At 67.4% G+C, this 10786-nt stretch carries 14 protein-coding genes and 1 tRNA gene; 12 read left to right on the top strand and 3 right to left on the bottom strand.

The annotated features are described in order from the left end of the window. Positions 1 to 156: 156 nt before the first annotated feature. Positions 157 to 816 (top strand): RNA methyltransferase, encoded by a 660-nt coding sequence (locus sphst_RS00890; protein WP_234387244.1) that lies wholly within the window; start codon positions 157 to 159, stop codon positions 814 to 816. A gap of 151 nt (positions 817 to 967) precedes the next feature. On the opposite strand, the gene sphst_RS00885 is transcribed toward sphst_RS00890, so the two are convergent. Continuing rightward, a complete protein-coding gene (locus sphst_RS00885; RefSeq protein WP_031394943.1) occupies positions 968 to 1267 on the bottom strand; it encodes a chorismate mutase in 300 nt (99 codons plus the stop codon). A 192-nt stretch (positions 1268 to 1459) separates the two neighbouring features. Between sphst_RS00885 and rpsD the strand changes: the two genes are divergently transcribed. From rpsD to aguB, 5 genes are all read left to right on the top strand, one after another. After that, entirely contained in the window at positions 1460 to 2074 is a 615-nt protein-coding gene (rpsD, locus tag sphst_RS00880) for a 30S ribosomal protein S4 (protein WP_031394942.1), read from the top strand. A 277-nt stretch (positions 2075 to 2351) separates the two neighbouring features. Then, entirely contained in the window at positions 2352 to 3983 is a 1632-nt protein-coding gene (locus tag sphst_RS00875) for a M28 family peptidase (protein ID WP_031394941.1), read from the top strand. After that, on the top strand, positions 3984 to 4952 hold the full coding sequence (locus sphst_RS00870) for an agmatine deiminase family protein (protein WP_107045029.1): 969 nt from the start codon (positions 3984 to 3986) through the stop codon (positions 4950 to 4952). Continuing rightward, complete coding sequence (locus sphst_RS00865) at positions 4952 to 5302, top strand: DUF3147 family protein (RefSeq protein ID WP_031395229.1); 351 nt, start codon at positions 4952 to 4954, stop codon at positions 5300 to 5302. Before sphst_RS00870 ends, sphst_RS00865 begins: the two co-directional genes overlap by 1 nt. A gap of 8 nt (positions 5303 to 5310) precedes the next feature. Beyond that, positions 5311 to 6171 carry an N-carbamoylputrescine amidase gene (gene aguB, locus sphst_RS00860; RefSeq protein ID WP_031395228.1) on the top strand — a complete coding sequence of 287 codons (861 nt, stop codon included), beginning with the start codon at positions 5311 to 5313 and terminating at the stop codon, positions 6169 to 6171. Positions 6172 to 6177: 6 nt separating this feature from the next. Here the strand turns inward: aguB and sphst_RS00855 are convergent, their stop codons facing one another. After that, positions 6178 to 6849, bottom strand: a complete 672-nt coding sequence (locus tag sphst_RS00855) for a uracil-DNA glycosylase (protein ID WP_107045028.1) — start codon at positions 6847 to 6849, stop codon at positions 6178 to 6180. Between the two features lie 22 nt (positions 6850 to 6871). On the opposite strand from sphst_RS00855, the gene folK reads away from it, so the two are divergent. The 5 genes from folK to sphst_RS00830 all read left to right on the top strand — a co-directional run bounded on the left by folK (position 6872) and on the right by sphst_RS00830 (position 9155). Further along, entirely contained in the window at positions 6872 to 7348 is a 477-nt protein-coding gene (folK, locus tag sphst_RS00850; protein WP_107045027.1) for a 2-amino-4-hydroxy-6-hydroxymethyldihydropteridine diphosphokinase, read from the top strand. 19 nt (positions 7349 to 7367) lie between these two features. After that, positions 7368 to 7443, top strand: a tRNA-Lys gene (locus sphst_RS00845). Between the two features lie 88 nt (positions 7444 to 7531). Further along, on the top strand, positions 7532 to 7951 hold the full coding sequence (locus tag sphst_RS00840; RefSeq protein WP_107045026.1) for an HIRAN domain-containing protein: 420 nt from the start codon (positions 7532 to 7534) through the stop codon (positions 7949 to 7951). A 175-nt stretch (positions 7952 to 8126) separates the two neighbouring features. Continuing rightward, positions 8127 to 8396, top strand: coding sequence for a DUF1488 family protein (locus tag sphst_RS00835; RefSeq protein WP_031395725.1), 270 nt, complete (start codon positions 8127 to 8129; stop codon positions 8394 to 8396). Positions 8397 to 8402: 6 nt separating this feature from the next. Continuing rightward, positions 8403 to 9155, top strand: a complete 753-nt coding sequence (locus tag sphst_RS00830; RefSeq protein ID WP_081877723.1) for a phosphatase PAP2 family protein — start codon at positions 8403 to 8405, stop codon at positions 9153 to 9155. Positions 9156 to 9167: 12 nt separating this feature from the next. On the opposite strand, the gene galE is transcribed toward sphst_RS00830, so the two are convergent. Next, positions 9168 to 10148 carry a UDP-glucose 4-epimerase GalE gene (gene galE / locus sphst_RS00825; protein WP_031395727.1) on the bottom strand — a complete coding sequence of 327 codons (981 nt, stop codon included), beginning with the start codon at positions 10146 to 10148 and terminating at the stop codon, positions 9168 to 9170. Between the two features lie 92 nt (positions 10149 to 10240). On the opposite strand from galE, the gene msrA reads away from it, so the two are divergent. Beyond that, positions 10241 to 10783, top strand: coding sequence for a peptide-methionine (S)-S-oxide reductase MsrA (gene msrA / locus sphst_RS00820; protein WP_031395728.1), 543 nt, complete (start codon positions 10241 to 10243; stop codon positions 10781 to 10783). Positions 10784 to 10786 lie beyond the last annotated feature (3 nt).

The raw sequence follows: 10786 nt of genomic DNA, 5'->3' as shown, positions 1-10786 counted from the left end.
AAGCCGGAGCGCTCCGAATCTGTCCCTCGATACGAGGTCTCGACAGGCTCGACCTCTACTCGGGACGAACGGGATGGGGGAGCCGCAACCCCACCCCCGGTCATAATCCTCGTCCGCCCCCAGCTCGGCGAAAACATCGGCAAGGCCGCGCGTGCGATGCTCAACTTCGGCCTCGTCGAGATGCGCCTCGTCTCCCCGCGCGACGGCTGGCCCAACCCATCGGCCGGCCCCGCCGCCAGCGGCGCCGACATCGTCCTGCAAAACGCCAAGGTCTATGACAGCGTCGCCGCCGCTACCGCCGACTGCGCACAGGTCTTCGCGACAACGGTCCGCAAACGCGGCGTCACCAAGCCTGTCGTGACCCCCGAACAGGCCGCGACCGAGATCCACGCCGCCCCCGGCCGCTCCGCCATCCTGTTCGGACCCGAGCGCTCAGGGCTAGAAACCGACGACGTCGCGGTCGCGCGGACGATCATCACGGTGCCGATCAACCCCGAATTCGGCTCGCTCAACCTTGCCCAGGCGGTGATCCTGGTCGCCTATGAATGGTCGAAGGGGCTGACCGCGGAGCGCGAGCTCAGCCAGCCCTCGATCAATCCGATCATGCCGCCCGCACCGCAGGAAGAGCTCGACGGGATGATCGGCCAGCTCGACACGATGCTGATGGGCGCAGGCTTTTTCTATCCGCCCGACAAGATCCAGACGACGCGCCGCACGCTGCGCACGCTGCTGACTAAGCCGGGCTGGTCGAGCCAGGAAATCCGCACGATGCGCGGCGTGCTCTCGTCGCTGGCGGGGAAGAAGCCGCGGGGGTGAGGGGAGCGGACGCGCCTACCCGAATTCCGTCATCCCCGCGAAGGCGGGGATCCATACCGGCGAACGCTGGCGCTCAAGGGGCCAAACTTTGCCACTATGGGTTCCCGCCTCCGCGGGAATGACGGACTTGGTTAAAGGCAGGCCTGTTCTTCTAGCGCCGGTCGAACGCCGCCAGCTCATACGCGATCGACGCCTCGACCAGCCCCTCCCATAGATCCGCGATCGCCGCGTCCGGCAACCCCAGCCGCGCGGCCTCGGCCCGCGCATTCTCGATCACCTGAGTCTTGCGCGCCTCGTCGCGCACATGCCCCCGCTCGGGCTTGATGCGCGCGGCGGCGTCCATATAGGCAAAGCGTCTGGCCAGCAGCGCGACGAGCTCGCGGTCGAGCGCGTCGACGCCCGCGCGGACCTCGGTCATGGTGGTGCAATCGGGGCCGGATAGGATGGTCATGCCGCCTCTTGCCGAGCGGCCCGCACGCTGTCCAGCTTGACTCTGGCAGGCGCGGCGTCTAGGCGCCCGCCTTCGCAATGGCCCTGCACCCCGGTGAAGCGGTGGCCCTGCCTTGTCCGGACCCCTGGGTCCTATGACGACCAGCAGAGCGATACCGGGACCAACGTTGTTTGCATTTGCAAAGGTTTTATCATGTCGAAGCGTCAAAGCGCAAAGTACAAACTCGATCGCCGTATGGGCGAGAACATCTGGGGTCGCCCCAAGTCGCCGGTCAACAAGCGCGAATACGGCCCCGGCCAGCACGGCCAGCGCCGCAAGGGCAAGGTCAGCGACTTCGGCATCCAGCTGCGCGCCAAGCAGAAGCTCAAGGGCTATTATGGCGACGTGACCGAGAAGCAGTTCCGCGCCTGCTATTTCGAAGCCGCACGCATGAAGGGCGATACCAGCCAGAACCTGATCGGCCTGCTCGAGCAGCGTCTCGACATGATCGTCTACCGCGCCAAGTTCGCACCGACGATCTTCGCGGCTCGCCAGATCGTTTCGCACGGCCACATCCGCGTCAACGGCGTGAAGTGCAACGTCGCATCGCGTCGCTGCTTCGTCGGTGACGAGATCACGCTGGGCACCAAGGCGCAGGAGATGGCGCTGGTCATGGAAGCACAGACCCTCGCCGAGCGCGAGATCCCCGACTATGTCGCCACCGACGGCGCCGCCAAGGTCACCTTCACGCGCGTGCCCACGCTCGACGAAGTGCCCTATCCGGTGAAGATGGAACCGAACCTGGTCGTCGAGTTCTATTCGCGCTGATTTGATTTCCTCCCGTTCGTCCTGAGTAGCCGTCGAGTAGCGGCGCAGCCGCGTATCGAGGCGGCGTATCGAAGGACAGGTTGGCGCGTACCACTTGTGCTTCGATACGAGCCCTCGATACGGTGCCTTCGGCACCTACTCGGTCTCTACTCAGCACGAACGGTAAGGGTGTGAAGGGCGGTCCTGCGGGGCCGCCCTTTTTCGTTGCGCCTTTTCGTTTCGTGGACATGCACGCCCGGCTTTGCCAGAACCCGCGCAACTGATTGGGGAAATGACCATGCGCGCTGCCATCCTGTCTCTGTTGCTGCTCGGCACCGCCGCCTCGGCGCAGACCGCGCCCGCGATCTCGGTCGAAACGCTCAAGACCGTCACCCAGACGCTGTCATCGGACGCCTATGAAGGCCGCGCGCCGACCACGCCGGGCGAGGCGAAGACGGTCGCCTATCTCGTCGCGCAGATGGAGGCCGCGGGGCTGAAACCCGGCAACAAGGGCAGCTGGACCCAGGACGTGCCGATGGTCGAGATCACCGCCAAGGACGTCCGGCCGTTCGTCTTCACCGGCGGCACCGCTCCCGTCAGCCTCGCCTATCGCACCGACATGGTCGCCGGCACCTACCGCGTCGCGCCGACCGCGGCCGTGACGAACAGCGACGTCGTGTTCGTCGGCTATGGGATCACCGCGCCCGAAAAGGGCTGGGACGATTATGCGGGCGTCGACGTGAAGGGGAAGACCGTCGTCATCCTCATCAACGACGCCGATTGGCAGACGATGGGCCGCGAAGGCCCGTTCGAGGGCCGCGCGATGACCTGGTATGGTCGCTGGCCGTACAAGTTCGAGAATGCGGCGAAGCACGGCGCGGCCGCGGCGATCATCGTCCACGACACCGAACCCGCGGCCTATCCCTGGGCGGTGGTGCAGTCGTCCTGGACCGGGCCGCAGCTCGAGCTCGACGAGACGGGCGATCATCTCGACCAGTCGCAGGTCGTCGGCTGGATGCAGAAGCCTGCCGCCGAGCGCGTCTTCGCCAGCGCGGGCAGGGACTATGCGGCGCTCGCCGCGGCCGCCAAGGTCAAGGGCTTCAAGGCGGTACCGCTCGGCCTCAAGCTGTCGACGGGCTTTGCCAACACGATCCGGCGCCAGGCGTCGAAGAACGTCATCGGCGTGCTGCCGGGGACGACCGCACCGAACGATTACGTGCTGTATTCGGGGCATTGGGATCATCTCGGCCGCTGCGATGCGGTGGGTGGCGACGACATCTGCAACGGCGCTGCGGACAACGCGACGGGCACCGCAGGGCTGATCGCGCTCGCACAGGCGCATGTGAAGGCCGGCCCGGCGAAGCGCTCGATCGCGTTCCTCGCGGTAACCGCGGAGGAATCGGGGCTGCTCGGCTCGCGCTATTATGCCGAACATCCCGTCTATCCGCTCGCGCGGACGGTCGGCGGCGTGAACATGGACGTGCTGAACGTCGACGGGCGCGTGAAGGACTTCGTGCTGACCGGTGCGGGCAAGTCGGAGATCGAGGATCTGGTCAAGCCGTTCGTCGCCGCGCAGGGCCGCGTGATCGGCGTCGAGGCAAACCCCGAGCGCGGCGGCTATTATCGCTCGGACCATTTCAGCTTCGCCAAGCTCGGCGTGCCGATGCTCGACGGCGGCAGCGGCGAGGACCTCGTCGTCGGTGGCACCGCGGCGGGTCATGCCGCGCGCGAGGATTATGTCGCCAACCGCTATCACAAGCCCGCGGACGAATATGACGCTAAATGGGACTGGTCGGGTGCGGTCGAGGATCTGACGATCTATTACGGGCTCGGCCGCAAGCTCGCCGACGACACCGCGCTGTGGCCCAACTGGTACAAGACCGCCGAATTCCGCAACATCCGCGACAAAGATCGCGCAGGAGCCAAGTAAGTGACGACACTCCCCCCGCCCGCCGAATGGGCCCCTCACAAGGCCGTGTGGATCGGCTTTCCGAGCCATGCCGATCTGTGGCTCGACGATCTCGAACCCGCGCGTGACGAGGTGGTCGCCTTTGCCTCCGCCGTCCATGCCGACGGCAAGGGCGAGACGGTGATCCTGGTCGCCGCGGACGAGGGCTCGGCGCGGACCGCGCGCCGGCTCGCGCCGTTCGCCGAGGTCGTGGTCGAGCCGTTCGGCGACATCTGGCTGCGCGACACCGCCCCGATCATCGTCGGCGACGGCACCGCGCACCAGTTCGTGTTCAACGGCTGGGGCGGCAAATACGACCTGCCCGGCGACGACACGATCGGCCGCCGTCTGGCCGCGAGCCGCGGCAAGACGCTCGCGGCGTTCGACTGGGTGCTCGAAGGCGGCGCGGTCGATGGCGACGGCACCGGCGTGGTCGTCACGACCGAACAGTGCCTGCTCAACCGCAACCGCAACCCCGACCTCGACAAGGCGGGGATCGAGGCGCGGCTGAAGTCCGACCTCGGCTTCAGCCAGGTCGTGTGGCTCGGCGACGGGCTCGTCAACGACCATACCGACGGCCATGTCGACAATCTCGCGCGCTTCGTCGGCGAGGGCCGCGTCGCGATCCCCGAGGCGGCCGAGAACGACCCCAACTGGCAGGTCTATCAGCTGGCGAAGCGCGATGCGGAACGTGCCGGCCTGACGGTGGTCGGCATCCCGTCGCCCGGCCGCGTGCTGCGCGACGAGGAGATCGTCCCGGCCAGCTACATGAACTTCTACATCGGCAATGCCGCCGTCGTCGTGCCGCTCTACGGCGCGGAGAATGACGCGGCGGCCGTCGCGGCGATCCAGGCGATCTTCCCCGATCGTCAGGTCGTCGGGCAGCGTGCGGATCATATCCTGACCGGCGGCGGCAGCTTCCACTGCATCAGCCAGCAAATCCCCGGCTGATGCTCGCCTTCGCGGTCCGCGCGGTCCTGTCCGGGATCATCATCGCGCTGATCGCGGTCATCGCCCGGCGGAGTCCGGCGGCAGGGGCGCTCGTCGCGTCGCTGCCGCTGCTGTCGGTGCTCGGCATGATCTGGCTGTGGCACGACACCGGCGACCGCGTCCGGCTGGCCGCGCATGCCGAGGCGACCTTCTGGTATGTGCTGCCGTCGCTGCCGATGTTCCTGCTGATCCCGGCGCTGTTGCGGCACGGCGTCGGCTTCTGGCTTTCGCTCGCTGCCGGTTGCGTCCTGACGATCCTTCTCTATCTCGCGGTCGTCGCAATCGCGGCGCGCTTCGGCGTGACGCTATAGGAATTCGCATGACCGAGATCACCGTCGCCGCGCTTCAGCTCGGCTTCACTGCCGATATCGACAAGAACATCGCCAACGTCTCGCGCCTTGTCCGCGAGGCCGCGGCGCGTGGTGCGCAGGTGATCCTGCCGCCCGAATTGTTCGAGGGCGAATATTTCTGCCGTGTCGAGGACGAGGGCCTGTTCGCCAACGCCGCCCCCGTCGGCGAGCACAAGGCGGTGCTCGCGATGCAGGCGCTCGCCGAGGCGCTCAAGGTCACCATCCCGACCAGCTTCTTCGAGGCCGATGGCCCGCATCACTATAACAGCCTCGCGATGATCGGCCCCGACGGCGAGGTGCAGGGCGTCTATCGCAAGAGCCACATCCCCGACGGCCCGGGCTATGAGGAAAAATTCTATTTCCGCCCCGGCAATACCGGCTTCAAGGTCTGGCCGCATGCCGCGGCGCAGGGCCGCTCGACGCTCGGCGTCGGCGTCTGCTGGGACCAATGGTATCCCGAGACCGCGCGCGCGATGATGCTGATGGGCGCCGAAGTCCTGTTCTACCCGACCGCGATCGGCAGCGAGCCGCACGACACCAGCCTCGACACCGCGCGGCTGTGGCGGCGTGCGATGGTCGGGCATGCGGTCAGCAACGTCGTCCCGATCGTCGCCGCCAACCGCGTCGGTGTCGAGCATGGCCAGACCTTCTACGGCACCAGCTTCATCGCCGACGAGCGCGGCGACATTCTGGCGGAACTCGGTCGCGACGACGAAGGCGTGATCACCGCGACGATCGACCTCGACATCGTCAAGCGCCACCGCGCCGCCTTCGGCTTCTTCCGCGACCGCCGCCCCGATCTTTACGGGCGGCTCGTCGCGGACGTCTGACGCAGCTTATGCTGCGGCGATGCTGCGCTGCAATTCCAGCGCCCGTGCGAAGACTGCCTCGAACATCTCGGGGGTCAGGACGCGGGTGTTCTGGTTGTAGCGCGAGCAGTGATAGCTATCGATCAGGATGCGGCCGTCGGGCATGACATGCTCGGCGAGATGGCCGAACTTCGCCTTGGGCAGGCGTCCGCCGAGCAGCTTGACGCTGGTCTGGTGCGCGATCTGGCCGAGTGCGATGAAGATCCGCGCCTTGGGCAGCTCGGCGAGCTGCGATTCGACGAACGGGCGGCAGGTGCGGATTTCCTCCGGGGTCGGCTTGTTCTGCGGCGGCAGGCACTTGACCGCGTTGATGATGATCGCGCCGTTGAGCTTCAACCCGTCATCGGGTTTCGCCGCGAAGACGCCGTCTGCCAGCCCGAACTTGCCAAGCGTGTCGTAGAGCAGCTGCCCCGCGAAATCGCCGGTGAACGGGCGGCCGGTGCGGTTGGCGCCGTGCTTGCCGGGCGCGAGGCCGATGATGCCGAGCCATGCGTCGGGATCGCCAAAGGCGGGGACGGGCGCGTTCCACCAGGTCGGGAATTCGGCGCGCAGTTCGTTGCGGAAGGCGACGAGGCGCGGGCAATTGGGACAGTCGTGCGGCGGCTCGGTTTCGGGCAGCGGGGAGGGTGCGAAGTTCATCGCGGTGCGTTAGGCGGGTCGGATGGAGCGGACAACCTATGCGATCGCGCTCGGCTCGAATCGGCGCGGGATCTACGGCGCGCCCGCCGCGACGATCCGCGCCGCGCTGGCCGCGGTCGGCGGTGTCGTCGCCGTGTCACCGATCATCGCGAGCGCACCGCTCGGACCGTCGATCCGGCGCTATGCCAATGCGGTCGCGCTGATCGAGACGCGCGACTCGCCGCCCGTGCTGCTCGCGCGGCTGAAGCGAATCGAGACCGCGTTCGGGCGGCGGCGCGGGCGCCGCTGGGGATCGCGGGTGATCGATCTCGACATCATCCTGTGGTCGGGGGGCGTGTGGCGGGGGCCGGGGCTGACCGTGCCGCACGCCGCCTACCGGGACCGCGGCTTCGTGCTGGCGCCGCTCGCGCGTATCGCGCCGCGCTGGCGCGACCCGCTGACCGGGCAAAGCGTCCGCCATCTCGCGCACAAGGTTGACCGACCGCGGCTGCGCCCCTAGTGGCTCGCAGCCGATGTACGGGTCCGTAGCTCAGTTGGTAGAGCAAGCGACTTTTAATCGAGAGGTCCCGGGTTCGAGCCCCGGCGGACCCACCATCGGCACCTCCTCCTCTCGCAAACCCCCGGTTCGCCCCCCCGATTCGCACCGCTTGATCGGCCGCGCCCGCGCGCGCATCGTCGTGCGATGGACGAATTCACCACCTCGATCGTCGGCATCGACTTCCCCAATGCGGACAAGACCAGGAGCAACCGGCGGATGGAAATCCTGCTCTGCGCGCCGGGTGACCGCGTGACCTTGCGCCGCGAACCGAAGAATCCGCATGATTCGAATGCGGTCGGCGTGTGGAGCGAGCGCGACATCCAGCTCGGCTATATCAGTGCCGAACGCGCGCCGATGATCGGCCGGCGGCTGCAGGCCGAGGAGACGAGCGCGCTGTTCCAGGCGATGCATCAGGGCGGTGCCTATATCCGCATCCGCTTCGGCGGGGGTGACCCTTCGCTGCCGCCGCCGATCGCGGATCCCGGCCCCGCGCCACCCCCGCCCGAACCCGACCGCGACGACGGCTTCTACCGCGACGAGGACGGGCCGGAATGGGGCGCCTGATCGCTGGGCGTGGTGAAACACCGCAGCGTGGACCTTTCCCGGATCGAAGGCCGGGCTCACGGGTTATCGCTGCCTGACCTACCCTGTTTCGGCGAAGCGCAAAACGCGTTTTACCGGCTTGCCCTGCACGAGGGGCGAGGGCAGGGACGATCGTGTAACCCCGGGAGTTCAAGACATGGCCAGCAGCCTCGTAATCGACCAGAACAGCCTTACCGACAACGACCGCGAGCGGCAGGTCGAGTTCACCGCCGAGATCGACGGCGACGACCGTGATTTCGCGGTGAAATATGCCGTGCTGAAGGAACTCAGCGGCGACGAGCCCGAGGACGACGCGCTCGAGCTGTTCGAGCGTTTCAGCGACGAGATCGTCGACGTCTGCGCCGAAGCCGCGATGAAGAAGCCGTCCGCATCGCTGATCGTCATCGACGAGGGCGATCTGGAATAATCCCGCATGACGGCGTCGGCCGGCCGTGGCGAGGGTGATCGCAGCGTGACGCCCGGCGTCGCCACCCCGGGCGAGGCGCATCGCCGTCGCCTGCCGGTGGTGCTTGCGGGCGCATCGGTCGGCGCGGTCGCGATCGCGCTCGTCCTGCTGATCGGTCTCGCGGTCGGCCACTGGCCGTTCGATTTCGACCGCGCCATCATGCTCAACCTGCGCGCCTGGGGCGGGCCGTCCTGGCTGCCCAAGGTCGCCGCCGACGTCACCGCGCTCGGCGGCGGCGTCGTGCTGACGATCATCGTGGTGCTGGCGGCGGGGCTGCTCGCGGTCCAGCGGCTCTGGCTCAGCGCGGCGGCGACGCTCGCTGCCAGTATCAGCGGCGGGATGGTCGTCGCGCTGGTGAAAACCGAGGTGGCCCGGCCGCGACCCGACATCGTCGACCATCTGGTCCAGGTGTCGAACATGAGTTTCCCGAGCGGGCATTCGGCGAACAGCGCGATCGTCTATCTCACGCTCGCCGGGCTCGCGTCACAGGTCACCGTGTCGAATGCGGCGCGGCGCTACATCCTCGTCATGGCGATCCTGATGGTCGGGGCGATCGGATGCAGCCGCGTCTATCTCGGCGTCCACTGGCCGAGCGACGTTCTCGCCGGCTGGAGCTTCGGAACGCTGTGGGCGCTCGGCTGGTGGCTCGCCACCGCGCGCGCCCGGGTGGCGATCGGCGGCGAGCGCCACGCCTTTGGTCGCCCGCCCACCGACACCTGATCGGGCCCGGCCTTAGCGCTGGCGCTCGGCGAGCGTGCGTTCCCAAGCCAGCGCATCGCGGACGATCCCGTCGAGATCGGCATGCCGCGGCGTCCAGTCGAGCGTCGCGAGGATCGCGCTGTTGTCCGAGATCAGCATCGCCGGATCGCCTGCGCGGCGCCCTTCGAGGCGGCGGTCGATCGTCATGTTGGTGACCTTGTCGACCGCATCAAGCACCTCGAGCACCGAGAAGCCGGTACCATAGCCCGCGTTGAGCGTGTGGCTCTTCGCCGGCTCGGCGACCAACAGGTCGAGCGCTGCGACATGCGCGGCGGCGAGGTCGCTGACATGGATATAGTCGCGCACGCCGGTACCGTCGGGGGTGGCGAAATCGGTGCCATAGACGCCGACATGGCTGCGCTTGCCCGTCGCCGCCTCGACCGCGATCTTGATCAGGTGAGTCGCGCCGACCGTCGACTGGCCGCTGCGCCCCTGCGGATCCGCGCCCGCGACGTTGAAATAACGCAGCGCGGCATAGTTGATCGGGTGCGCCGCCGCGACGTCGCGCAGCATCGCCTCGGTCATCAGTTTCGACATGCCGTAGGGATTGATCGGCACCGTCGGATCGCCCTCGGCGACCGGCACCTTCTCGGGCGTGCCATAGGTCGCCGCGGTCGACGAGAAGATGAAGTGCGGCACGCCTTCCGCCACCGCGCTCTCGATCAGCGACCGGCTGGCGGCGGTGTTGTTGCGGTAATATTTGAGCGGGTCGCTGACCGATTCGGGCACCACGACCGAGCCGGCGAAATGCATGATCGCGCGGACCTTGTGATCGCGGATCGCCGCGCGGACCTTCGCATCGTCGGCGACGTTCGCCTCGACCAGGGTTGCGCGCGGATCGACCGCCCAGTCGAAGCCGGTGACCAGATTGTCGACCACGACCACCTCATGCCCCGCGTCGAGCAGCGCCAGGACCGCATGGCTGCCGATATAGCCGGCGCCGCCCGTTACCATCACCCTGCCATCAAGCCTTGGACCGTCGATCACATGCGTCTCCTCTTTGTTGCGGGGTAGCGGCTTCCTATCTTGGCGGAAAGGAGATCGTGATGACGGATTATGTAACGCTGGCGGGCGGGTGCTTCTGGTGCACCGAGGCCGTGTTCAAGGACGTGATCGGCGTCGAGAGCGCCGAGAGCGGCTATATCGGCGGGCATGTGCCTGATCCGACGTACAAACAGGTATGCGGCGGCGATACCGGCCATGCCGAGGCGATCCGGATCGGCTTCGATCCCGAACAGCTGAAGCTTGGTGACCTGCTCGACATCTTCTTCGCGACGCATGACGCGACGACGCTCAACCGGCAGGGCAACGACGTCGGCACGCAATATCGTTCGGCAATGTTCCCCGCCGACGACGCGCAGAAGGCCGAGATGCAGGCCGCGCTCGAGCGTGCGCAGGCGGACAGCGCCAAGCCGATCGTCACGACGATCGAGCCGATGACGACCTGGTACGAGGCCGAAGGCTATCACCAGGATTATTGGGAAACCTCGGGCCGTTCCAACCCCTATTGCATGGCGGTGATCCCCCCCAAGCTGCAGAAGCTCCGCAAGAGCTTTGCCGCACGGTCGAAGGCGGCGGTGAGCGCGTAACGG

This window comes from Sphingomonas sp. STIS6.2 (assembly GCF_000732685.2).
In the GTDB taxonomy this organism is placed as follows: Bacteria; Pseudomonadota; Alphaproteobacteria; order Sphingomonadales; family Sphingomonadaceae; genus Sphingomonas; species Sphingomonas aerolata.
Note: the sequence above shows the minus strand (reverse complement) of the source record. Positions and strands in the feature narration are given on the sequence as shown.

Excerpts from the sequence above, each read along its gene's own strand:
- galE (WP_031395727.1), bottom strand. The coding sequence starts at position 10,148 with ATGGTAACGGGCGGCGCCGGCTATATCGGCAGCCATGCGGTCCTGGCG.
- sphst_RS00855 (WP_107045028.1), bottom strand. The coding sequence starts at position 6,849 with ATGAACTTCGCACCCTCCCCGCTGCCCGAAACCGAGCCGCCGCACGAC.
- sphst_RS00840 (WP_107045026.1), top strand. The coding sequence starts at position 7,532 with ATGGACGAATTCACCACCTCGATCGTCGGCATCGACTTCCCCAATGCG.
- sphst_RS00885 (WP_031394943.1), bottom strand. The coding sequence starts at position 1,267 with ATGACCATCCTATCCGGCCCCGATTGCACCACCATGACCGAGGTCCGC.
- sphst_RS00875 (WP_031394941.1), top strand. The coding sequence starts at position 2,352 with ATGCGCGCTGCCATCCTGTCTCTGTTGCTGCTCGGCACCGCCGCCTCG.
- rpsD (WP_031394942.1), top strand. The coding sequence starts at position 1,460 with ATGTCGAAGCGTCAAAGCGCAAAGTACAAACTCGATCGCCGTATGGGC.
- sphst_RS00865 (WP_031395229.1), top strand. The coding sequence starts at position 4,952 with ATGCTCGCCTTCGCGGTCCGCGCGGTCCTGTCCGGGATCATCATCGCG.
- aguB (WP_031395228.1), top strand. The coding sequence starts at position 5,311 with ATGACCGAGATCACCGTCGCCGCGCTTCAGCTCGGCTTCACTGCCGAT.
- sphst_RS00890 (WP_234387244.1), top strand. The coding sequence starts at position 157 with ATGCTCAACTTCGGCCTCGTCGAGATGCGCCTCGTCTCCCCGCGCGAC.
- sphst_RS00830 (WP_081877723.1), top strand. The coding sequence starts at position 8,403 with ATGACGGCGTCGGCCGGCCGTGGCGAGGGTGATCGCAGCGTGACGCCC.
- folK (WP_107045027.1), top strand. The coding sequence starts at position 6,872 with ATGGAGCGGACAACCTATGCGATCGCGCTCGGCTCGAATCGGCGCGGG.
- msrA (WP_031395728.1), top strand. The coding sequence starts at position 10,241 with ATGACGGATTATGTAACGCTGGCGGGCGGGTGCTTCTGGTGCACCGAG.
- sphst_RS00835 (WP_031395725.1), top strand. The coding sequence starts at position 8,127 with ATGGCCAGCAGCCTCGTAATCGACCAGAACAGCCTTACCGACAACGAC.